The sequence below is a fragment of the Nitrosomonadales bacterium genome, from assembly GCA_016716325.1.
In the GTDB taxonomy this organism is placed as follows: Bacteria; Pseudomonadota; Gammaproteobacteria; order Burkholderiales; family Gallionellaceae; genus Gallionella.
Genome location: JADJWO010000001.1, coordinates 883838 through 905788, shown reverse-complemented (window position 1 = coordinate 905788; position 21951 = coordinate 883838). Strand labels below are relative to the sequence as shown.

22 protein-coding genes and 1 pseudogene are annotated in these 21951 nt (G+C 57.9%); 22 read left to right on the top strand and 1 reads right to left on the bottom strand.

What is annotated here, in order from left to right:
* Positions 1 to 10 precede the first annotated feature (10 nt).
* The 14 genes and pseudogenes from IPM27_04230 to IPM27_04165 all read left to right on the top strand — a co-directional run bounded on the left by IPM27_04230 (position 11) and on the right by IPM27_04165 (position 15136).
* Positions 11 to 622, top strand: a complete 612-nt coding sequence (locus tag IPM27_04230) for an NADH-quinone oxidoreductase subunit J (protein MBK9160758.1) — start codon at positions 11 to 13, stop codon at positions 620 to 622.
* A gap of 23 nt (positions 623 to 645) precedes the next feature.
* Positions 646 to 951 carry an NADH-quinone oxidoreductase subunit NuoK gene (gene nuoK / locus IPM27_04225; GenBank protein ID MBK9160757.1) on the top strand — a complete coding sequence of 102 codons (306 nt, stop codon included), beginning with the start codon at positions 646 to 648 and terminating at the stop codon, positions 949 to 951.
* 5 nt (positions 952 to 956) lie between these two features.
* Entirely contained in the window at positions 957 to 2975 is a 2019-nt protein-coding gene (gene nuoL, locus IPM27_04220; GenBank protein ID MBK9160756.1) for an NADH-quinone oxidoreductase subunit L, read from the top strand.
* Positions 2976 to 2986: 11 nt separating this feature from the next.
* Positions 2987 to 4477 (top strand): NADH-quinone oxidoreductase subunit M, encoded by a 1491-nt coding sequence (locus tag IPM27_04215; protein MBK9160755.1) that lies wholly within the window; start codon positions 2987 to 2989, stop codon positions 4475 to 4477.
* Positions 4478 to 4502: 25 nt separating this feature from the next.
* Positions 4503 to 5954, top strand: coding sequence for an NADH-quinone oxidoreductase subunit NuoN (nuoN, locus tag IPM27_04210; protein ID MBK9160754.1), 1452 nt, complete (start codon positions 4503 to 4505; stop codon positions 5952 to 5954).
* Positions 5955 to 6068: 114 nt separating this feature from the next.
* Positions 6069 to 6485 (top strand): hypothetical protein, encoded by a 417-nt coding sequence (locus tag IPM27_04205; GenBank protein ID MBK9160753.1) that lies wholly within the window; start codon positions 6069 to 6071, stop codon positions 6483 to 6485.
* A 35-nt stretch (positions 6486 to 6520) separates the two neighbouring features.
* Positions 6521 to 7426 carry an SPFH/Band 7/PHB domain protein gene (locus IPM27_04200; protein ID MBK9160752.1) on the top strand — a complete coding sequence of 302 codons (906 nt, stop codon included), beginning with the start codon at positions 6521 to 6523 and terminating at the stop codon, positions 7424 to 7426.
* A gap of 1 nt (position 7427) precedes the next feature.
* Positions 7428 to 7973, top strand: coding sequence for an NUDIX hydrolase (locus tag IPM27_04195; protein ID MBK9160751.1), 546 nt, complete (start codon positions 7428 to 7430; stop codon positions 7971 to 7973).
* Positions 7974 to 8138: 165 nt separating this feature from the next.
* Positions 8139 to 9356, top strand: coding sequence for an ammonium transporter (locus IPM27_04190; protein ID MBK9160750.1), 1218 nt, complete (start codon positions 8139 to 8141; stop codon positions 9354 to 9356).
* Between the two features lie 855 nt (positions 9357 to 10211).
* Positions 10212 to 12083, top strand: a pseudogene (locus IPM27_04185) (peptidase domain-containing ABC transporter).
* Positions 12084 to 12136: 53 nt separating this feature from the next.
* Complete coding sequence (locus IPM27_04180; protein MBK9160749.1) at positions 12137 to 12376, top strand: AbrB/MazE/SpoVT family DNA-binding domain-containing protein; 240 nt, start codon at positions 12137 to 12139, stop codon at positions 12374 to 12376.
* Positions 12373 to 12768 carry a type II toxin-antitoxin system VapC family toxin gene (locus IPM27_04175; GenBank protein MBK9160748.1) on the top strand — a complete coding sequence of 132 codons (396 nt, stop codon included), beginning with the start codon at positions 12373 to 12375 and terminating at the stop codon, positions 12766 to 12768. The genes IPM27_04180 and IPM27_04175 overlap by 4 nt, the downstream gene beginning before the upstream one ends.
* Before the next feature lie 556 nt (positions 12769 to 13324).
* Positions 13325 to 14692 (top strand): HlyD family type I secretion periplasmic adaptor subunit, encoded by a 1368-nt coding sequence (locus IPM27_04170; protein MBK9160747.1) that lies wholly within the window; start codon positions 13325 to 13327, stop codon positions 14690 to 14692.
* A 90-nt stretch (positions 14693 to 14782) separates the two neighbouring features.
* Positions 14783 to 15136, top strand: a complete 354-nt coding sequence (locus IPM27_04165) for a hypothetical protein (GenBank protein MBK9160746.1) — start codon at positions 14783 to 14785, stop codon at positions 15134 to 15136.
* A 24-nt stretch (positions 15137 to 15160) separates the two neighbouring features.
* Here the strand turns inward: IPM27_04165 and IPM27_04160 are convergent, their stop codons facing one another.
* Complete coding sequence (locus IPM27_04160; protein ID MBK9160745.1) at positions 15161 to 16330, bottom strand: IS4 family transposase; 1170 nt, start codon at positions 16328 to 16330, stop codon at positions 15161 to 15163.
* 191 nt (positions 16331 to 16521) lie between these two features.
* Between IPM27_04160 and IPM27_04155 the strand changes: the two genes are divergently transcribed.
* From IPM27_04155 to IPM27_04120, 8 genes are all read left to right on the top strand, one after another.
* Positions 16522 to 16902 carry a hypothetical protein gene (locus IPM27_04155; protein ID MBK9160744.1) on the top strand — a complete coding sequence of 127 codons (381 nt, stop codon included), beginning with the start codon at positions 16522 to 16524 and terminating at the stop codon, positions 16900 to 16902.
* A 151-nt stretch (positions 16903 to 17053) separates the two neighbouring features.
* The gene (locus IPM27_04150) at positions 17054 to 17710 is read left to right on the top strand and encodes a hypothetical protein (protein ID MBK9160743.1); all 657 of its coding nucleotides are present in this window, start codon (positions 17054 to 17056) and stop codon (positions 17708 to 17710) included.
* 21 nt (positions 17711 to 17731) lie between these two features.
* Entirely contained in the window at positions 17732 to 17989 is a 258-nt protein-coding gene (locus tag IPM27_04145) for a hypothetical protein (protein MBK9160742.1), read from the top strand.
* 33 nt (positions 17990 to 18022) lie between these two features.
* Positions 18023 to 18754, top strand: a complete 732-nt coding sequence (locus IPM27_04140) for a transposase (protein ID MBK9160741.1) — start codon at positions 18023 to 18025, stop codon at positions 18752 to 18754.
* Between the two features lie 14 nt (positions 18755 to 18768).
* Complete coding sequence (locus IPM27_04135; protein MBK9160740.1) at positions 18769 to 19263, top strand: hypothetical protein; 495 nt, start codon at positions 18769 to 18771, stop codon at positions 19261 to 19263.
* Positions 19260 to 19973, top strand: a complete 714-nt coding sequence (locus IPM27_04130; protein ID MBK9160739.1) for a hypothetical protein — start codon at positions 19260 to 19262, stop codon at positions 19971 to 19973. Before IPM27_04135 ends, IPM27_04130 begins: the two co-directional genes overlap by 4 nt.
* 10 nt (positions 19974 to 19983) lie before the next feature.
* Positions 19984 to 21177 carry a hypothetical protein gene (locus IPM27_04125; protein MBK9160738.1) on the top strand — a complete coding sequence of 398 codons (1194 nt, stop codon included), beginning with the start codon at positions 19984 to 19986 and terminating at the stop codon, positions 21175 to 21177.
* Entirely contained in the window at positions 21174 to 21830 is a 657-nt protein-coding gene (locus IPM27_04120; GenBank protein ID MBK9160737.1) for a hypothetical protein, read from the top strand. Before IPM27_04125 ends, IPM27_04120 begins: the two co-directional genes overlap by 4 nt.
* Positions 21831 to 21951: the final 121 nt, after the last annotated feature.

The following is a 21951-nucleotide window of genomic DNA, read 5'->3' as shown; positions in this document are numbered from 1 at the left end:
GGGTATGTCAATGAATTTCGAGACCGTCGTGTTTTATGTGTTTGCCGCGCTGACCATCTTTGCGGCCTTGCGCGTGATTACCGCACGCAACCCGGTGCATGCGGTACTGTTCCTGGTGCTGGCGTTCATCAGTTCGTCCGGCATATGGATACTGCTGGAAGCCGAGTTCCTCGCCATCACGCTGGTGCTGGTTTATGTGGGCGCGGTGATGGTGCTGTTCCTGTTCGTGGTGATGATGCTGGACATCAACCTGATCCGGTTGCGCGAAGATTTCTGGCGCTGGCTGCCATTCGGCGCGGCACTGGCGAGCCTGATGGCGATAGAGATGGTCTGGGTGCTGGGCTCTCCCGAGGCGACCGGCCGCGCGACGGCCATCAAGCATGCTGCGGATTACAGCAATACCAAGGAACTGGGCAGGCTGATCTACACCGACTATGTGTATCCGTTCGAGATCGCTGCCGTGATCCTGCTGGTGGCGATGGTGGCTGCCATCGCACTGACCCTGCGCCGCCGCAAGGATGCCAAGTCGCAGGTGGTGGGAGAACAGGTTGCAGTCAAGAAAGCGGACCGCCTGCGCATCGTGCCGATGAAGGCCGAGCGTAAAGACCAGGCGGCAAACTAATCCGAGGGAGCGAGAAAAGCCATATGTTGACCCTTTCACATTATCTGGTACTGAGTGCCTTGCTGTTCGCCATCAGCGTGGTCGGCATTTTCCTGAACCGCAAGAACCTGATCGTGCTGCTGATGGCGATCGAGATGATGCTGCTCGCAGTGAACACCAACTTCGTGGCGTTCTCGCATTACCTGAACGACACCGCCGGGCAGATCTTCGTATTCTTCATCCTGACCGTAGCTGCCGCCGAAGCGGCCATTGGTCTGGCAATACTGGTGGTGCTGTTCCGTAACCTGAACACCATCAACGTTGACGATCTGGACAGCCTGAAAGGGTAATAGGCATGACTATGCAGAATATGTATCTGTTGGTACCACTGGCTCCGCTGGTCGGCGCGATCGCTGCCGGATTGTTCGGCAATCTGCTGGGGCGCGTCTGGTCGCATCGCATCACCATCGCGCTGGTGGCGGTGTCCTTCTTCGCCTCGGTTGCCATCTATCAGGATGTGATGGCCGGCAATACCTTCAACGGCCCGGTCTATACCTGGCTGACTTCCGGCGACACCAGTTTCCAGGTCGGCTTCCTGATCGACCGCCTGACCGTGATGATGATGCTGGTGGTGACCTTCGTGTCACTGATGGTGCATATCTATACCATCGGCTACATGCAGGAAGACCCGGGCTACACCCGTTTCTTCAGCTACATCTCGCTGTTCACCTTCTCCATGCTGATGCTGGTGATGGCCAATAACTTCATGCAGCTGTTCTTCGGTTGGGAAGCGGTGGGCCTGGTGTCCTATCTGCTGATCGGTTTCTGGTACACCCGCCCGACCGCGATCTACGCCAACCTGAAGGCCTTCCTGGTCAACCGTGTCGGCGATTTCGGCTTCCTGCTCGGCATCGGCCTGGTGCTGATGGTTTTCGGTACACTGGATTACGCGGCGGTGTTCGCCACTGCAGCCAGCCATGCCGAAGATGTCGCGCCTATCCCCGGCGTGAGCTGGAACCTGCTCACCGCCATCTGCATCCTGCTGTTCATCGGTGCGATGGGCAAATCGGCACAGTTCCCGCTGCATGTCTGGTTGCCCGACTCGATGGAAGGCCCGACCCCGATCTCCGCACTGATCCATGCCGCGACCATGGTGACTGCCGGAATCTTCATGGTGGCCCGCATGTCGCCGCTGTACGAACTGTCCGATACGGCCCTGTCCGTGATCATGGTCATCGGTGCCATCACCGCCCTGTTCATGGGTTTCCTCGGCATCATCCAGAACGACATCAAGCGCGTGATCGCCTATTCCACGCTGTCCCAGCTCGGCTACATGACCGTGGCACTGGGTGCATCGGCCTATTCGGTGGCCATCTTCCACCTGATGACCCACGCTTTCTTCAAGGCCCTGCTGTTCCTGGCTGCCGGTAGCGTGATCATCGCCATGCACCACGACCAGGACATCCGCAACATGGGCGGTCTGCGCAAATACATGCCGATCACCTGGATCACCTCGCTAATCGGTTCACTTGCCCTGATTGGCACGCCGTTCTTCTCCGGCTTCTATTCCAAGGACAGCATCATCGAGGCGGTCGGGTTGTCACATCTGCCCGGTTCCGGCTTCGCCTATGCGGCGGTCGTGGCCGGCGTGTTCGTCACTGCGTTCTATTCCTTCCGCATGTACTTCCTCGTGTTCCACGGCGAGGAACGTTTCGGCAAGGATCATCACGACCACGAGGGCGACCATGACGATGAGGAAGTGTCGGCTGACCATCATCACGGTCTGGCGCCGGGACAGAAACCGCACGAGACCCCGTGGGTGGTCTGGTTGCCGCTGGTGTTGCTGGCCTTTCCGTCGGTGCTGATCGGATTCATCACCATCGAGCCGATGCTGTACGGCAGCTATTTCGGTGATGCGATCTTCATCTCCGAGGCGCATCCGACGATGCACGAATTGCACGAGGAATTCCACGGCGCCTTTGCCATGGCGCTGCATGCACTGACCACCCTGCCGTTCTGGCTGGCCGTGGCCGGCGTCGGCAGCTCGGCCTGGTTCTACCTGAAGCGTCCGGACATCCCGGCCGCGATCAAGAAACGCTTCCAGTTCATCTACACCGTGCTGGACGAAAAATACTACTTCGACCGCTTCAACGACTGGTTCTTCGCCGGAGGCGCACGCGGCGTGAGCAACGTATTGTGGAAGTTCGGCGACGTGAAACTGATCGACGGCTGGATCGTGAACGGGTCGGCAAGGCTGGTTGGCGCGTTCTCCGGCGTGATCCGCTATCTACAGTCCGGCTATATCTATCACTATGCGTTCTCGATGATCATCGGCGTGTTCGTGCTGCTGACCGTACGCAACTGGTTTGAATAAGGAATGACAGCATGATTTTCGGATTACCCATCATTAGCGTCGCAATCTGGTTGCCGATCATCTTCGGCGTTCTGGTGCTGGCCACCGGCGACGACAAGAACGCCCCGCTGGCGCGCATGCTGGCCATGGTCGGGTCGGTGCTCGGCTTCCTGGTCACCATCCCCTTGTATACCGGTTTCGTCACCAACACTTCGGAGATGCAGTTCGTCGAACTGCACGACTGGATCGCCCGTTTCAATATCCACTATTACCTTGGCGTGGACGGCATCTCGGTGCTGTTCATCCTGCTGACCGCCTTCTTCACCCCTCTCGTGGTACTGGCCGGCTGGCAGGTGATCGAGAAGCGCGTCGCACAATACATGGCGTCCTTCCTGATCATGTCCGGCATCATGATCGGCGTATTCGCGGCGCTGGACGCCGTACTGTTCTATGTGTTCTGGGAAGCGATGCTGATCCCGATGTTCCTGATCATCGGCGTGTGGGGCGGCGCGAACCGCGTGTATGCGGCAATCAAGTTCTTCCTGTATACCTTGCTCGGCTCGTTGCTGATGCTGGTCGCGCTGATCTACCTGTACAACCAGTCCGGCGGCAGTTTCTCCATCCTCGACTTCCATCAGGTCGAGATCCCGATGATGGCGCAGATCCTGATCTTCATCGCCTTCTTCTTCGCTTTCGCAGTCAAGGTGCCGATGTTCCCGGTGCACACCTGGTTGCCGGATGCGCACGTGGAAGCGCCGACCGGAGGCTCGGTGGTGCTGGCGGCGATCATGCTGAAGGTGGGCGCCTACGGCTTCCTGCGCTTCTCCATGCCGATCGTGCCGGATGCCAGTCACAAGCTGGCCTGGATGATGATCGCGCTGTCGCTGATCGCGGTGGTGTACATCGGCCTGGTAGCGCTGATGCAGAGCGACATGAAAAAGCTGGTTGCCTATTCTTCCATTTCGCACATGGGCTTCGTCACGCTGGGCTTCTTCATCTTCAACGCCTACGGCATGGAAGGTGCGTTGCTGCAGATGATCTCGCACGGTTTCGTATCCGGCGCGCTGTTCCTGTGCATCGGTGTGTTGTATGACCGCCTGCACTCCCGCCAGATCGCCGATTACGGCGGCGTAGTCAACAGCATGCCGGTGTTTGCGGCGTTCTTCATGCTGTTCGCGATGGCCAACAGCGGCTTGCCCGGTACCAGCGGTTTCGTCGGCGAATTCATGGTGATCCTCGGCGCGGTGAAAGCGAACTTCTGGTACGCGTTTGCTGCCGCGACCACGCTGATCTTCGGTGCGGCCTATACATTGTGGATGTACAAGCGCGTGATCTTCGGTGCGGTGGCGAACCCGCATGTCGCCGAGCTGACCGACTTGAACATGCGCGAAAAGGTGATCTTCGCGATCCTTGCGATCACCGTCCTGGGCATGGGGCTGTATCCCTTGCCGTTCAGCGAAATCATGCATGTGTCGGTGAACGATCTGCTGGTGCATGTGGCGCGTTCCAAATTACCGTTGTAGGCAGCGGATTTGAGGTGAAATGAATATGGACTTGACGATGAATTTGATGCCGGCCGCAGCGGAAATCTTCCTGCTGGTCATGGTGAGTGTGATCCTGATTGCCGACCTGATGATCAAGCAGAACGGCAGGCTGGTCACGTATATGCTGGTGCAGGTCACGTTGCTGGCCTGCTCGCTGATCACGGTCGGCACGCATCAGGATGGCGTGATCTATGCCTTCAATAACATGTTCGTGGACGACCTGATGTCCGACGTGCTGAAGATGCTGACCTACCTGTCGGTATCCATGATGCTGGTCTATTCGCGGCAATATCTCGCAGTGCGCGGGTTGTTCACCGGTGAATTCATGGTGTTGGCACTGTTTGCCACGCTGGGCATGATGGTGATGATCTCGGCCAACAATTTCCTCACGCTGTACCTCGGTCTGGAACTGCTCTCGCTGAGCCTGTATGCGATGGTCGCACTGCAACGCGATTCCGCTGTTGCCACCGAAGCCGCGATGAAATACTTCATCCTCGGCGCGCTGGCCTCGGGCCTGTTGCTGTACGGCATGTCCATGATCTACGGCGCGACCGGATCGCTGGAACTGGGCGTCATATCGAACGCGATCCAGTATGGCAACGCAAACCAGAATCTGCTGGTATTCGGCGTGGTGTTCGTGGTTTCCGGACTGGCGTTCAAACTGGGTGCCGTGCCGTTCCATATGTGGGTGCCGGACGTGTACCACGGCGCGCCTACCGCGATGACCATGCTGATCGGCTCCGCACCAAAACTGGCCGCCTTCGCCTTCGTCTCGCGCATCCTGGTCGAAGGCATGCAACCGCTGGTGCAGCACTGGTCGGGCATGCTGATCATCCTTGCGGTCGCATCGATGGCCATCGGCAACCTTGTCGCGATCGCACAAACCAACATCAAGCGCATGCTTGCCTACTCTACCATCGCGCACATGGGCTTCATGCTGCTCGGACTGTTGAGCGGGGGCATCGAGGGGTATGGCTCCGCGATGTTCTATGCCGTGATCTATGTGCTGATGTCGCTGGGCGCGTTCGGCATCATCATGCTGCTGTCCCGCGAGGGTTTCGAAGCCGACACGCTCGACGATTTCAAGGGGCTCAACCAGCGCAGTCCGTGGCTTGCCTTCATGATGTTGCTGCTGATGTTCTCCATGGCCGGCGTGCCGCCGACGGTGGGTTTCTACGCCAAGTTCTCGGTGCTGAATGCCGTCGTGCAGGCGGGCTACATCTGGCTGGCGGTCGTTGCGGTGCTGTTCTCGCTGATCGGTGCGTTCTATTACCTGCGCATCGTCAAACTGATGTATTTCGATGCGCCGGAAAGCCACGCTCCGATCAGTATCGGTGCGGACAACGCGCTGTTGCTGAGCGTCAATGGTCTGGCCGTGCTGGTGCTTGGCCTGCTGCCCAGCGCGCTGATGTCGGTCTGCGCCGTTTCGGTGCAACAGTCGCTGTTGCTGCATTAACGGTCATCCGGTATCGGCAGAACTCCCGCCCCGTGCGGGAGTTTTTGTTTTGTGCCCACGAATCGCCCTGCAAACATGGCAAAATAGACCCCTCGCAAAACCTGGGGGGGCGTGATGGAAGCATGGTGGGTCTGGTGGGTGGCAGCGGTGGTGCTGGTGATCGCCGAGATGGCCAGCGGTACGTTCTATCTGGTCGCCGTGTCGTTCGGCCTGATGGTCGCCGGCCTGGCCGCCTATCTCGGCATGGCATGGAGCGGGCAGGTCGCTGTTGCGGCGATCCTGTGTTCGGCCAGCGTGGCGTGGATCTACCGCTGGAGGCGGCGCAACGCACATCCGCATGAACAGGCCAACCTTGCCTACGATATCGGGCAGAGCGTGCATGTCGTGCACTGGACAGATGAGCGCCATGCGCGCGTCAGCTACCGCGGCGCGGAGTGGGATGCCGAACTGTCTGAAGCGGCGGCTGCGGACCGGACGCGCGAATCCTGGCGCATCAAGGAAATCTCGGGGTCACAGCTGGTCATCGAATAGCGATTTTCGGCAACAAAAACTTTCTGGAGAGAAGCATGGATACATTCGTCGTTGTGTTGGGGATTTTTGCAGCGTTCCTGGCGTTCAAGGCCGTCAAGATCGTTCCGCAGCAGAATGCCTGGGTCGTCGAGCGCCTCGGCAAGTACTACACGACGCTGGAACCCGGCCTCAGCATCGTCATCCCGTTCATCGACCGCATCGCCTATCGTCACCGGCTGACCGAGTTCCCCATCGACATCGCGCCGCAGGTCTGCATTACGCGCGACAACACCCAGGTGCAGGTCGACGGCGTGCTCTATTACCAGGTGACAGACGCCTCGCGCGCCAGCTACGGTACTTCCAACTACCTCGCCGCGATCACCATGCTGGCGCAAACCGCGCTGCGTTCGGAATGCGGCAAGCGCGACCTGGACAAGCTGCTGGAAGACCGCGAGGCGATCAACCGTACCGTGGTGTTCGCGCTGGACGAGGCCAGTCCGAACTGGGGCGTGAAGGTGCTGCGCTACGAGATCAAGGACATTACCCCGCCGCAACAGGTGCTGGCTGCGATGCAGAAACAGATCACTGCCGAGCGTGAGAAGCGCGCGTTGATCGCGCAGTCCGAGGGCAAGAAGCAGGAGGAGATCAATCTGGCCGAAGGCCTGATGACCGCTTCCATCCGCGAATCCGAGGGTACACGCCAGGCCGCCATCAACAACGCGCAGGGCGAGGCCGAGGCCTTGCTGCTGGTGGCCAACGCCACGGCGGAATCCATCCGCGTTGTGGCCAGCGCGATCCAGAGCGAGGGCGGCCTGAATGCCGTCAACCTCAAAGTGGCAGAGCGTTTCGTCGACGCCTTCGGCAACATCGCCAAACAGGGCAATACCATGATCCTGCCGGGCAACGCAGCTGACATCGCCGGCATGGTCGCCACCGCGATGCAGGTGATCAAGAAGACCTGACATGAGCCTGTCCGAAAAACAGATAGACAGCGCCCTGATGTACGAGGGCGATTTCATCACGGTGCGCAAGGACAAGGTGCTGTTGCCGGACGGCTCCACCAGTACCCGCGAATATCTCACCCATCCCGGTGCGGTCGCCGTGCTGGCGATGCTGGATAACGGCAATCTGGTGATGGAGCGGCAATTCCGTTATGCGCCGCAACGCGAATTCATCGAACTGCCGGCCGGAAAGATCGACCCCGGCGAGGATATCCTGGCTACCGCGCAGCGCGAGTTGCTGGAAGAGACCGGCTATGTGGCGGACGAATGGATCCATCTTGCCACGGCCTGGCCGTGCATCGGCTATGCCGACGAGCGCATGGAATATTTCCTGGCGCGCGGCCTGACTCACCGCGGGCGCAATCTGGACGACGGCGAATTCCTTGAAGTGTTCGAACTGTCCCTGCATAAGGCCATCGACTGGATACGCCAGGGCAGGATCAACGAAAGCAAGACCATCGTCGGGCTGTTCTGGCTGGAAAAGCACCTCAAGGACTGGCAGGCTTAATCTCTGCACCACTTCAGTGCGAAACGCCGGTGCGTCATCTGCAATATGCACCATTTCGGACTCATGGGCGTTCCGTCTGTTCGATGAATCCATATAAAATCATGTGCTTGAAAAAGTGGAACGTATCTTGCGGTCGATAAAAAGTTCGCACCAAAGGAGAGAGTTGTGGAAGACCTGAAAACTGCCAATGACGTATTGTTCGTTTTGCTCGGCGCCATCATGGTACTGGCGATGCACGCCGGTTTCGCCTTTCTGGAACTGGGCACGGTGCGCAAGAAGAACCAGGTCAATGCGCTGGTCAAGATACTCAGTGACCTTTCGGTTTCCACCATCGCCTATTTTTTCATCGGCTATGGCATCGCGTATGGCACGAGTTTCTTCGTGGGCGCGGAACAACTGGCAGAGAAGAACGGCTATGACCTGGTCAAATTCTTCTTCCTGATGACCTTCGCCGCCGCGATTCCCGCCATCGTCTCCGGTGGCATCGCCGAGCGTGCGCGCTTCAATCCGCAACTGGCTGCCACTTTCCTGCTGGTCGGCTTCGTCTATCCATTCTTCGAAGGCATCGCATGGAACGGCCATCTGGGCATACAAGACTGGCTGGCCACCACGTTTGGCGCGGGCTTCCACGACTTCGCCGGATCGGTGGTGGTGCATGCCGTGGGCGGCTGGATCGGGTTGGCGGCCGTGCTGCTGCTCGGCGCCCGGCGTGGTCGCTACACAAAAGAAGGACGCATCTCCGCGCATCCACCATCCAGCATCCCCTTTCTTGCGCTCGGAGCATGGATACTCACCGTTGGCTGGTTCGGCTTCAACGTCATGTCGGCACAGAACATCAGCGGCATCAGCGGCCTGGTCGCGGTCAACTCGCTGATGGCGATGGTCGGCGGTACGCTCACCGCACTGTGGCTGGGCAAGAACGACCCCGGCTTCGTGCATAACGGCCCGCTGGCCGGACTGGTTGCAGTATGTGCCGGATCGGACGTTTTCCACCCCATCGGCGCGCTTGTCGTCGGTGGCGTGGCGGGCGCACTGTTCGTCGTCATGTTCACGCTCACGCAGAACCGCTGGAAGATCGACGACGTGCTCGGTGTCTGGCCGCTGCACGGCCTGTGCGGCGCATGGGGTGGCATTGCCGTGGGTATCTTCGGCGCGCAGGCGTTGGGTGGTACCGGTGGCCTGGCATTCGGCGGGATCAGCTTCATGTCGCAACTGATCGGTACGCTGACGGGTATCGTCATTGCCTTTGCCGGAGGCTATCTGGTGTACGGCGCGATCAGGAAGATCGTCGGCATCCGCCTCGACCCTGAAGAAGAGTTCAACGGCGCCGACCTCTCCATCCACCGCATCACCGCCACCCCCGAACGCGAATCCGGCTGGTAATTTCACTTCTCTCAATTATTGATATTTCCATAATTAATGACATTCGCGCCGTCATTCCCGCGCAAGCGGGAATCCAGTGGGATTAATGAAAATGCATTTTTTCTTGCTGGATTCCCGCTTGCGCGGGAATGACGCGTTTTTTTCACTCGACTTCATTTCTGATCATCTTGTCCTGATTTATGGAAGGCTCAATAAGAACTAGACCGAATTGCCTATATATTTCGGTATATGGTTATGCGGCATTGTTTGCTGCAAAATCGCGCCATTGTTCCGGTTGCGGAAATAATCTGGCCGCGATTCGCATAATGTCCGGCTTACGCTCGACCGCACAAGTTTTTGGAGAGGGGAAAGATGCACTACACCGGCCAAGACATGCTATGGCTGATCGGCAGCCTGTCGCGCGTATTCCGCATTCCGTTCGACCCGCAGCTCATCCGCCAGCAATTCCCGCCGCCGTATTCCCGTACCGTTTTGCTCAACGCCCTGCAGGCGCTGGACTTCAAGGTCGGCGAGATGGAACTGGACGAAGAAGCCATCGCCACGCTGGCGCGCATCCCGTTTCCGGTCGTGGCATTTGTGAGGGCAGACGAACCGGTGGCGGAGGGTGGGACGCAAGAAGCTGCCCTCTCCCCCAACCCCTCCCCCGCGAGCGGGGGAGGGGAATATGATTTTGCCGTCCCGCATCCGGTTGATGTGCATGATGCCCCACCACCCGAACCCGCCGAGATTGAACAGGGCATTTCACAAACGCCCCCTCGCCCGACGGGATCAAACAGGGCTCTTCTCGATAGCCCCCTCTCCCGCGAGCGGGAGAGGGTTGGGGAGAGGGCTTTTCAGGGAGATGCCGGTGCATCACCCAAACCGGCAATCCCCGTGCTGCTGGTCAAGGCCGATGAAGAGCGCGTGCTGTTCTTCCGCGCCGGGGCCGAGCAGCCGGAAACCGTGCCGCTCGCCGAATTCACCCGGCATTTCCGCAGCGACATCCTGCTGGTTGCGCGCGACACTGCGCAGACCACCGCCGATCTCGAAGCAGAGCAGGCCGCCTCCACCCCCCAGCCTGCCGCGTCCGGCCATACCCCGTTCGGCTTCCGCTGGTTCATCCCGGAACTGCTGAAACACAAGCGCGTCTGGCGCGACATCCTGATCGCCTCGTTCGCCATCCAGCTGGTCGGTCTGGTCACCCCGCTGTTCACCCAGGTCATCATCGACAAGGTCATCGTCCACCAGACCCGCAGTACCCTGATCGCGCTGGCCGTCGGGCTGGTCATGTTCATGTTGTTCAACAGCGCCATGACCTGGCTGCGCCAGTATTTCGTGTTGCACACCGGCAACCGCATCGACGCCGTGCTCGGCAGCCAGGTGTTCCGCCACCTGTTGCACCTGCCGCTGCCGTACTTCGAGCATCGCCCTACCGGCACACTGGTCGCGCGCCTGCACGGGGTCGAGACGGTGCGCCAGTTCATCTCCGGCGCCGCCGTCAGCCTGTTGCTTGACCTGCCGTTCCTGTTCATCTTCATCGCCGTGATGTTCTGGTATAGCTGGCAGCTCACCCTGATCGCGCTATTGCTGCTGTCGCTGATCACCGCCATCAGCTTCGCCGTCACCCCGGCGCTGCGCGCCAAACTCGACCACCAGTTTCTGCTCGGCGCGAAGAACCAGGCCTTCGTTACCGAATACGTCGCCGGCGTGGAAACCGTCAAATCCCTGCAAATGGAACCGGTGCTGGAACAGAAATACGGCGACCTTCTTGCGCAATACCTCGCCGCCGGATTCGCCACCCGCCAGTTGTCCAACAGCTACAACGTTGCCGCCAACGCGCTGGAACAGATCATGACCCTGTCCATCCTGGTGGTGGGTGCGCTGCTGGTGATGCGCAACGAAGGCTTCACCATCGGCATGCTGATCGCCTTCCAGATGTTCGCTTCACGCATGAGCCAGCCGATGCTGCGCCTGGCCGGGCTATGGCAGGAATTCCAGCAGGCCGACGTCGCCGTCAAGCGCCTCGGCGACCTGATGGATGCGCCCGCCGAACCCCATGCGCTGGTGCCGGCACGCGCCCGTAGCGGAACGGGCGGCAAGGTCGAACTGAAGGACGTCAGCTTCCGCTACAGCGACAAGCATCCCTGGCTGTACCGCAACCTCAATCTCACCCTCGAATCCGGCAAACTCACCGTGCTGATGGGGCCGTCCGGCTGCGGCAAGAGCACGCTGGCCAAGCTGCTGCAAGGCTTCTACTGGCCCGATGACGGCAGCATCCTGCTCGACGGTTACGACATCCGCCACCTCGCTGCCAACGAACTGCGCGCCAACTTCGGCGTGGTGCCGCAGGAGACCCGGCTGTTCTCCGGCACCCTCTACGAGAACCTGCAACTGGCCAATCCGCACGCCGGCTTCGAAGAGATCGTCCATGCCTGCAAACTGGCCGAGATCCATGCCGTCATCGAACAGCTTCCGCAGGGCTACCAGACCCCGGTAGGCGAGAACGGCATCGGCCTGTCCGGCGGGCAGCGCCAGCGCATCGCTATCGCCCGCGCGCTACTCAAGCGGCCGCGCGTGCTGATCTTCGACGAAGCGGTCAGCAATCTCGACATCCAGACCGCCGAACACTTCGCGCACACCGTCAACAAGCTCAAGGGGCGCGTCACCATGCTGTTCATCACCCATCAGATACCCAGGGCATTGCAGGTGGATGAGATGATCGAGTTCGGCAGGCCGGAGGCGGGTTGACTTCCGGCGAGCAATCCTTACAATTTGGTAAGGATTAACCAAAAGGACTCGTCATGACTACCGCCGTACTAACCAGCAAAGGGCAGATCACCATTCCGCTTCCGGTGCGCAGCAAGCTCGGCGTGGAGGCGGGCGACCGGATCGAGTTCGTCGAATTGGGCAACGGGCAATTCGGCATCGTTGCCGCGACCGAAGATATCTCTTCGCTGAAAGGCATCGTCGGCAAGCCCAAGGCTCCCGTCACGATAGAGGATATGAATCGCGCCATCACCAAACGCGGGGCGGGCAAGTGATCGGGCTGGACACCAACGTGCTGGTGCGGTACCTGGCACAGGACGACAAGAACCAATCCGCATTGGCCAGCCGGCTGATCGAGCGCGAACTGACCCCGGAAAATCCGGGATTCGTTTCGCTGATCGTGCTGGTCGAAACGGTATGGGTGCTGGAGAGCTGCTACGGTTGCTCACGCGCGGATGTCGCCGCCGTCCTCGAACGGCTGCTGCGCGTCAAGCAACTCAAGATACAGGATGCCGAAACGGCATGGCGCGCATTGCGCCAGTTCGTTCCCGGCAAAGCGGACTTTTCCGATTGCCTGATCGAGCGTTTGGGGCATGCGCACGATTGCCTGTATACCGCCACCTTCGACAAGGCTGCCGCCAAATTCGCCGGAATGAAGCTGATATAGAACCGGCATGAAACAGGAGGGTATCCCACCCCCTGATATTCCGTCCATCTGACCGCCGAACACTTCGCGCATACCGTCAATAAACTCAAGGGCGCGTCACCATGCTATTCATCACCCACCAGGTACCCAGGGCATTGCAGGTGGACGAGATGATTGAGTTCGGCAGGCCGGAAGCGGGAGCAAGCTGACAGACCGGGCAGCGCATCACACTATCCGGCAACTGCCCTGACCGGCGCGAATCGCTATCGCATCATCCCGAATGAGAGCGGCAGCCTGCCAATCCTGACAGCTTGTATGGAACGCCCGCCGCATATAAGGTTTGACCGCAATAACAGCGGATAACCGGTTCGGCATGCACTCGCAAAGGATGGCGCCCGGCATGGGCAGGAAAACGATCGCCATTCCGGGGAAGCCTCATGGAACCCGAATACGGCTGGAATGACTAGTCCGGAATATATAGGCATTCGGCATATTGTTTAATACCCGCCATTGACTTATGGACATTGCCCGCAGGATAACGGTCGCGGGCAACGCCACAATCTTGATAAGGGAGCGCATGCGGGCCAAACGTTGGAAGAAGCAACTCACCGGCGTCGACCCGCTCGACTTCTCGCCCGGCTTGCTGCGCATTCAGGCACAACCGCCCACGCCGTTCGCACGCGCCCTGTTGTACACCCTGCTCATCCTGCTCGGACTGCTGTTGATCTGGGCCATCTTCGGCAAGCTTGATGTCGTCGCCTCTGCCTCCGGCAAACTCATCCCGCAAAGCTACCTCAAGATCGTCCAGCCCTCCGAACAGGGCGTCATCCGCGACATCCTGGTGAGCGAAGGCGAACTGGTCAAAGCCGGGCAAGTCCTGATGCGCATGGACACCACCCTGTCCGAGACCGACGTGGTCACACTCGAAACCGACGCGCACAGCAAACGCCTCGCCCTGCGCCGCATCGACGCCGAACTGGCGGGCCGCCCTTTTACCAAACAACCGGATGAACCCGACGATCTCTACAACCACGCCCACGCCCAGTACCAAGCCAACCGCATGGCCTACGAGAGCGCCTTGGCGCAGGAACGCAGCCTGCACGACAAGGCCCGTAGCGACCTGTCCGCCGCCGAAGAGATCCGCACCAAACTGCTCAAGACCCTGCCGCACTACCGCCAGCAGGACGAAGCCTACGACAAACTCGTCCAGAACGGCTTCGTCAGCCGCATCATGGCCAACGACAAGGCCCGCGAGCGTATCGAAAAAGAACAAGACCTCAAGTCGCAGGAATACCTGATCCAGAGCGCGCAGGCCAGCCTCACCCAATCAACCCGACGACTCGCCCAGATCGGCGCCGACTACCGCCGCCAGCTCCAGATCGAACGCGCCGACATCGAAGATAAACTCGACAAGTCCCAAGGCGAACTCACCAAACAGCAATACCGCCGCGACCTGCACGAACTCAAAGCCCCGCAGGCGGGCATCGTCAAAGACCTCGCCACCCACACCGCCGGCACCGTCATCAGCCCCGGCACCATCCTCATGACCCTGGTGCCCGCCGGCGAAATCCTGCGCGCCGAAGTCTGGGTCGGCAACCAGGATGTCGGCTTCATCCACACCGGCGAACCGGTCAAGATCAAATTCGCCGCCTACCAGTTCCAGAAATACGGCATGGTCGAAGGCAGGGTCGCCCACCTCTCCGCCGACGCCAGCGACAACAACCAACAGCAGCCCACCGGCGACAAGACCGGCAGCAACCTGCCGTACTCCTACCGCGCCCTGATCGATCTCAAGGCGCAACACCTCATCGCCGACGGCATGCGCCACAGCCTCACGCCCGGCATGCAGGTCACCGCCGAGATCCACCTCGGCACCCGCACCATCCTCGAATACCTGCTCTCACCGGTGACGGGCGCGTTCCAGGAAGCGGGGCGGGAGCGGTGAGCGTTAGGTTATGAGCGACATGAGCGAAAGACCGGAATTGAAGATACATAACAACAGCAATTACGCAATTCAACTTGAGAGGAACGCAGCATGAGAACCCATCAACTGTGGCTGAAGCAAATCGTGAAACTCGGATTGATCCTGATGATAGGGGTGAGCATGAGTGCATGTTCCGCAACGATGCGTTGGAAAGAAGAGGTGTTGTTGCACGACGGGCAGGTTATCGTTGCGGAACGTTTTTTTAACTTGGGTGGCTATCCCGGGCTTGAAAGCCACAATCGCATGGCATTGGATGAGACTGTGACATTTAACTTGCCCAACTCAAAACGCATTGTTTGGAAGACTGACTTCAGGAATACGGTGCCCGAGCCGAACAGCCTCAACCCTTTTCGCTTGAGCCAAAAGGTACTGAGCCAAAAGGTACCGGAGTCGATTTCTTTTTAACGAATTGAGATCACTAGTGTCCGGTTAAGAATCGAATAGATTCAGTTGGTTGTTGAAATCGGTGTTTTCTGGCTGCCCACCGATGCCCTGCAAGGCTTGCTGGATGGGCATTTTCTCGAACAGCGTGACCGATAGAATCTGTAGCAAAGTGTAGAGCGAAGCGTCCAGATTGAGGCGCTTTTTGATGATGGCGACGAGGACGTAGACCGAGACGGCGATCCAGATTTGCGCCTTCACCGCATTCTCGGACGTGCCATAGAAACGTTGGATACGAAGATGCTGCTTGACCCATTTGAAGAACAACTCCACCTGCCAGCGGCTCTTGTAGAGCGCGCAGATCGTTGCCGCCGGCAACGTGAAGTTGTTGGTGAGAAACACCAGCGTCTTGTTGGTTTCCGGGTCTTTGAAGCGGATGCGGCGCAACGGCTCCGGGTAATCCTGTCGGGTATAAAACCCGTCGAGCGCAATCGTCTGATCGCAGATGATGCCGAGGCTGCGGTCGGTTTTGGCAGAATACATCCGGTGCGCGTCGAGATTCGACTTGGCGCGGGTGACGAAGAACGCCCCGGCCAGATGCAGCCGATGCAAACGCACGAAATCGACGTAGCCCCGATCCATGACATAGATAGCACCCGGCTCCGGGATCAACAAGTCGAGGATGCGGGCGTCGTGCATCTTGCCATCGGAGACGTGGATGAAGCTGGGAATGCTGCCGCGCAAGTCCAGCAGCGTATGCATCTTCACCGCTGCCTTGGTCGTTCTGAAATGCGCCCATGGAAATACCGACAGGCACAGATCGATGGTGGTCGAATCCAGTGCGTACACTGTGTTGGTCAAATCCAAGCCCAAGTCTTCGCTGGCGTAAAGCGTTCTGGCTTGAGCAATCAAACGGTGAGCGAATTCGGCGTAGATGCGCCAGTCGCGCAGTTCGTTGGCATCGGCCAGTGTCGAACGGGATACCGTGCTTCTGATGCCCATGTGGTAGAGCTTGGCAGCCTGTGCCGAGAGGCAGGCCTCGATGTCGCGCAAACTCTCGCGATAGGTGAGTTGAGCGAAGGCCAGAATACGGAAGTGTTCGGCACAGGACAATGTCCTGACGCGATGATCGCCGCCATGCCGAGCCACGATGCGATGAAAGGTCTTCCATGGCAGGAAGTCCATGACTTGGGCGAACAAGGGCTTGCCAACGTACATCGCAGTCTCCAGCAGCAGGAAAGCTGCCAGACTGCACCAAGGCTGGTTCGCCGTTCAAGTCGGAGACACTATAAAAATCTCCGGATGCGGCATCAAATAAGGATTTCAGAGTCATGGAATCGTTTTTAACCGGACACTAGTGAGATGCAATATGAAAAAACTTAATGCGATGCTGACCCCTTTAGCTGTGCATGCGCTACATCGAACTCAACCCGGTGCGCGCCAACATGGTGAGCGACCCGGCGCAATATCGCTGGTCGAGTTATCGGCATAACGGACTGGGACAAACGGACGAACGCATTACCCCGCACCCGCTGTATCTGGCGTTGGGCAAGGAAGAGACTGAACGACTGGCTGAGTATCGTGGGCTGTTTCGCAGTGAACTGGATGATGCGGCGATAGCGGATATACGGCTTGCACTGGCACAGGGGCAACCGCTGGGAAGCGAACGGTTCATCGAGATGATGTGCACTGCAGTCGGTGTGCGGCGTGCGCAAAGAAAGCCGGGCAGGCCGGTGGTAAAGCGCGAGCAGAGTGGGCGGGTTGAAGATCAAAGTGATTTTGGGTTTTGAATTGGAGAATTGAGATGAGAAAACTTAATGCGAGGCTGACCCCTTTGATTCGGACCCCTTTGATTGAGGTTGTTTCTTCCAGCGTGACAGGTTCGCCTTTCAGCCCGGAGTGGCGAAAGGCGGCGAACGATGCGGAAGGGAGGGTGGCAGCATGAAGCTCTACATCACAGCCCCATCGGTATTTGTCCTGATCGTTTTTTACCTGCCCTTTGTGTTGTGGGTGTTGCGGCGAATATGGCGAAGTCCGCGATGGCGGGGGGCAGGAAAGGCGGGGCTGATGATGTTCACTCTGCTGCTGGCGTATGCCATACCGCTGGGCGATGTGACTTATAACTCGCTGGCGATGGCGAAGGTTTGTCCCAGTGCGGGGTTGCATATTTACAGGACGGTGGAGGTGGATGGATATGTTGATAGCGGTAGTGAAATCACATTACGCCAAAGCCTTTACAAATTCATCGAGTCACCTCAGCTCAAAGTCGATGGCAGCTACTACTGGGATCGTTACGAGAAACAATCTGACGGAACTATTTCTCGAATCCGTCTGGAACAGCCTACAGCAGCTAATGAAATTATTTATGAACAGTGGCATGTTGATAAAGAACGTGACATTGAAGCCAGCCGCTACGTTGTGCGCAATCGAATATCTGGGGAAACTCTTGCAGAGTGGAATTTGTTCAACCCACTACACGGATGGCTGGACAGGATGTTTGTTTATCGCTGGTTTGGTACTGGCGGGGACGTGGGTTGTCAAGGTGAGTCAACTTACAATTTTGAATCAAAGGTTTTAATTCCGAAGCAATCAAAATAATTGAATTGAAGGGGAACGAACATGAATATTCTGGAAACTTACTACACCTACGCAAAGCTGTCTCAGGCTGCCTATATCGACTTAAGTGCAGAGAAAATTAACAACGGAAATCCATTCGATATTGGCACGATTGTAAAGGCAGCAATTAGCCAAGAGCGCGTGCCAGAATTTTTGGCGAAGGATATTTTCGGTGTAACCAATCCCAACCCCGCCGACACCTGGATCCTGCTATCCCCCTACTACAAGACCGGCAGTTGGCTGGGTTCCAGCACTGATTAAAGGGGTCAGCATCACAATACTTTCTAAACAGCCATGCCACGTCGCCCGCGCATTAAGTTAGCCGATGTACCGCAGCACGTCGTGCAGCGCGGAATCAATCGCGAGCCGTGCTTCTTTGCCGAGGAGGACTATCACTGTTACCTCCACTGGCTAAAGAAATCGGCTGCCGATTGGCACTGTGCCATTCACGCCTATGTGCTGATGACCAACCATGTGCATTTGCTGCTGACTTCGGAAAAGCCGGACGGGATTGCCAAGCTGATGCAATCCATCGGGCGACGCTACGTGCAATACATCAACCGCAGCTATCACCGCACAGGCAGCTTGTGGGAAGGGCGATTCAAATCCGGTCTGGTCCAGGTAGAAGAATATCTGCTGACCTGTATGCGCTACATCGAACTCAATCCGGTGCGCGCAAACATGGTGAATGACCCGGCGCAGTATCGCTGGTCAAGCTATCGGCACAACGGTTTGGGGCAGGTGGATGAACGCATCGCGCCGCACCCGCTATACCTTGAGTTGGGAAAGAATGAAGGTGACAGGCTGGCTGCCTATCGCGCGCTGTTTCGCAGTGAACTGGATGATGAGGCATTAGCAGACATACGCCTCGCACTGGCACAGGGTCAGCCGCTGGGGAGTGAGCGGTTCAGCGAGATGATGTGTGCTGCTGTTGGCGTGAGGCGTGCGCAAAGAAGGCCGGGTAGGCCGATAGTCAAGCACGAGCAGAGTGAGCAAATTGAGGATCAATCTGATTTTGGATTTTGAACAGGAGACGAGAAATGCAAAAACATAATGTGATACTGACCCCTTTAATTGCTGTCACGGAATACGTCAACGAGGGCAGCGACAAGGTGCAAAGCTCGATCAGCTATACGCTGGGCAACCATGTCGAGAACCTCGTCCTGACCGGCACCGACAACATCGACGGCACCGGGAACGTGCTGGACAACTATATCCTCGGCAACGACGGCAACAATGTGCTGTCGGGCGGCGCGGGCGCGGGCAACGACCTGTTGCAAGGCAACCAGGACGGCGACATCCTCGCGGGCGGCGCGGGCAACGACATCATCCTAGGCGGAGCCGGCAACGACAAACTCTTTGGCGACTCGGACCAGATCGCACCCACCGCCCACGGCAACGACTACCTGGATGGTGGAGCCGGAGACGACTACCTCAGAGGCTACGAAGGCAATGACACCCTGATCGGTGGAGACGGCGCGGACCTTCTGCAAGGTGAAGCGGCGAATGATGCGGAAGGGAGGATGGCGGCATGAACTACCAGATTGGAATCGTTGGCGCGGGGATCATCGCCGTTTATTCGGCGCTGGTTCTGTTGCTCATCGTCTGGCCGCTGGGCAAGTTGTTGAAGCGTTTCAGTTGGCGATGGCGGGTGATCGGTCCTGTCGCATTTGTCTTGCTTGCCGCGCCTTGGGCGGAGGAATACTGGATTGCCCGCAACTTCGAGCTGGCCTGCAAGGACGCGGGAGTGCATGTGTACAAGAGGGTGGAGGTGGAGGGGTTTGTTGATGCAACCGGAACGTCCTCCAGGCCTGAAAAAAGTTCAGCAGAACCCAAGCTGCTTTACAACGATGCTCCCAGATTATTGGAGTGGGATAGGGACGGTTATGGATTTAAAGAATATTTGCTTTCCGATGGCAGGGCGTGGCATGTCGAGAGGCATCCAGACGGTGTTTACTACACCGTTCTTAACCGCCCCACCGCCCGCTACCACTACAAATACGCCTACCATCCCACGCCCTACAAGCAAGAGGAACGCATCGGCTGGAAACTGGAAAAGCTGGGAACTATTGTGGTTGATTCGGAAACCGGCGAAATCATTGCCAGAGACACTCAATATCGCCGCACCATCAATATTGCCGAAGGCTCATGGCGTCTGTTCTGGGGATTAGCCCAGACCTATTGTGATTTAGCGCCGACAGAACGTTTACCGCGTGCCGCATTTAAACCATTGACTCACAACTAGGGAGATCATCATGCCGAACGTACTCGATTACTATGAATATGCCAAACTCGCTACCGCCGCTTATGTTTTACTGGAAGGTGAGCCATCGCTAGCAGGGGATAGGATTGCCTTCCAAGCAAATGATCAGAAGCGTCTCCCTGAGAGACTGGCTAATCAAACATTTGATAGCAACTCACCTGATGCAGTTGGCAGCACCCCTTGGACCATCCCCGACTTTGGCCCCGACCGGAACGGCTACCACGGCAACGACCCCGAAGGTTTCGCCGCCACCTTGTTCCAGCGCACCAACATCGGCGGCGCAACAGAAAAAGTCCTCGCCATCCGCGGCACCGAACCGTTCGTCAGCGGCGGTCTCGACCTGCTCAAAGCCGACCTCGGCCAGATCGGATTCCTCGGACTCGCTATGGGCCAGACCGTCTCGATGATGAACTACATCCTGCAAATGCAGGCAGATACGACGAATACTCAGGTCAAGCAATACGCCCTGGAGTTTACGACAACGCAACCGGCGAATGGCCTATGCATCCCCCTGCAAGCCAGCCCCACCGACACGATCAAAGGCTATCTCTACCTAGCCGAATCCGCGATCACAGTGAACGGCCTCGGCCTGATCGCCCCCGGAGAAAAAATCACTGTCACCGGCCACAGCCTGGGCGGACATCTTGCCGCGATGGCGGCGCGGCTGTTTCCCGATTTGGTTAGCGATGCCTATACATATAACGCGCCGGGCTTTGACCCGACCACGGCAGATTTCGCTTCGCTGCTTGTTGGGCGATTGAACCCGGCATTGGGATTAGCGTCGTCCGCATTGGGCAACGCAGCACTGCAACTCACAGATGAATTCGTCAGCCTCGCGGGAAGCTATCTACCTAGCCCACCGGCGGCGACCTTTAACAGCGCCACTATCCACACGCTGGAAAGCGAAGATATCGACGGCTCCCCTGATGCCAATATCGTCCCCAGTGTTATCACGGGTGCGCAAGTCTTCGGCAGCGAAACCATGGTTACGGTCGAACGTAACAGTCACATGATCGAACCGCTCATGGACAGCCTTGCGTTGCAGGCATTGCTGTACCGCATGAACGATACTTTTACAACAAGCGGCAGTATCAAGGAACTATTCCAGAACGCATCGAACACAATTCCGGACACGATGGAGACGCTCGTGGCGGCGAACGACGCGGAAGGGAGGATGGCGGCATGAACTACCAGATTGGAATCGTTGGCGCGGGGATCATCGCCGTTTATTCGGCGCTGGTTCTGTTGCTCATCGTGTGGCCGCTGGGCAAGTTGCTGAAGCGGTTCCGATGGCGATGGGCTGCGGTTGGGCCTGTCGCTTTTGTCCTGCTTGCCGCACCGTGGGCGGAGGAATACTGGATCGCCAGAAACTTCGAGCTTGCCTGCAAGGATGCCGGGGTGCATGTGTACAAGAAGGTGGAGGTGGAGGGGTTTTATGACGACACCGGAAATGGTGGCTATGAATTGATAAAGCAGTACGGCTATCACTTTATGGAACATAAGGGCATGCAGGGAAATGTCGAGCATATTGAATTTGTTGATGGCCAATGGAAAGTAACTCCTCTTGACCGCCCCGCCGCCCGCTACCACTACAAATTTGCCTATCAACCTACGCCCTACAAAACAGAAGAACGCATAGGCTGGAAGATGGAGAAATTAGAGATGGTCGTGATTGATTCAGAAACCGGAGAAGCCATTGCGCGCGAGACAGATTACAGACGCACCATCAATGTTGCCGAAGGCTCCTGGCGATTATTTTGGGGGCTAGCCAAGACATATTGCGATGTCAGACCACCAGAACATCTACCAAATGCCGCACTGAAACCCGTAGCTCACTAACAGGAGATCATCATGTCGAACGTACTCGATTACTACGAATATGCCAAACTCGCTACCGCCGCTTATGTTCTGTTGGAAGAGGAGCCAACCCTTGCGGGAGATCGAATTGCATTTCAAGCGA

Bases quoted from the DNA above. Each gene is read 5' to 3' on its own strand.
- IPM27_04135 (MBK9160740.1), top strand. From the start codon at position 18,769: ATGCAAAAACATAATGTGATACTGACCCCTTTAATTGCTGTCACGGAA.
- IPM27_04170 (MBK9160747.1), top strand. From the start codon at position 13,325: ATGCGGGCCAAACGTTGGAAGAAGCAACTCACCGGCGTCGACCCGCTC.
- IPM27_04145 (MBK9160742.1), top strand. From the start codon at position 17,732: ATGAATATTCTGGAAACTTACTACACCTACGCAAAGCTGTCTCAGGCT.
- IPM27_04140 (MBK9160741.1), top strand. From the start codon at position 18,023: ATGCCACGTCGCCCGCGCATTAAGTTAGCCGATGTACCGCAGCACGTC.
- IPM27_04130 (MBK9160739.1), top strand. From the start codon at position 19,260: ATGAACTACCAGATTGGAATCGTTGGCGCGGGGATCATCGCCGTTTAT.
- nuoL (MBK9160756.1), top strand. From the start codon at position 957: ATGACTATGCAGAATATGTATCTGTTGGTACCACTGGCTCCGCTGGTC.
- IPM27_04195 (MBK9160751.1), top strand. From the start codon at position 7,428: ATGAGCCTGTCCGAAAAACAGATAGACAGCGCCCTGATGTACGAGGGC.
- IPM27_04165 (MBK9160746.1), top strand. From the start codon at position 14,783: ATGAGAACCCATCAACTGTGGCTGAAGCAAATCGTGAAACTCGGATTG.
- IPM27_04205 (MBK9160753.1), top strand. From the start codon at position 6,069: ATGGAAGCATGGTGGGTCTGGTGGGTGGCAGCGGTGGTGCTGGTGATC.
- IPM27_04125 (MBK9160738.1), top strand. From the start codon at position 19,984: ATGCCGAACGTACTCGATTACTATGAATATGCCAAACTCGCTACCGCC.
- IPM27_04180 (MBK9160749.1), top strand. From the start codon at position 12,137: ATGACTACCGCCGTACTAACCAGCAAAGGGCAGATCACCATTCCGCTT.
- IPM27_04150 (MBK9160743.1), top strand. From the start codon at position 17,054: ATGAAGCTCTACATCACAGCCCCATCGGTATTTGTCCTGATCGTTTTT.
- nuoN (MBK9160754.1), top strand. From the start codon at position 4,503: ATGGACTTGACGATGAATTTGATGCCGGCCGCAGCGGAAATCTTCCTG.
- IPM27_04120 (MBK9160737.1), top strand. From the start codon at position 21,174: ATGAACTACCAGATTGGAATCGTTGGCGCGGGGATCATCGCCGTTTAT.
- IPM27_04230 (MBK9160758.1), top strand. From the start codon at position 11: ATGAATTTCGAGACCGTCGTGTTTTATGTGTTTGCCGCGCTGACCATC.
- IPM27_04200 (MBK9160752.1), top strand. From the start codon at position 6,521: ATGGATACATTCGTCGTTGTGTTGGGGATTTTTGCAGCGTTCCTGGCG.
- nuoK (MBK9160757.1), top strand. From the start codon at position 646: ATGTTGACCCTTTCACATTATCTGGTACTGAGTGCCTTGCTGTTCGCC.
- IPM27_04155 (MBK9160744.1), top strand. From the start codon at position 16,522: ATGCGCTACATCGAACTCAACCCGGTGCGCGCCAACATGGTGAGCGAC.
- IPM27_04160 (MBK9160745.1), bottom strand. From the start codon at position 16,330: ATGTACGTTGGCAAGCCCTTGTTCGCCCAAGTCATGGACTTCCTGCCA.
- IPM27_04215 (MBK9160755.1), top strand. From the start codon at position 2,987: ATGATTTTCGGATTACCCATCATTAGCGTCGCAATCTGGTTGCCGATC.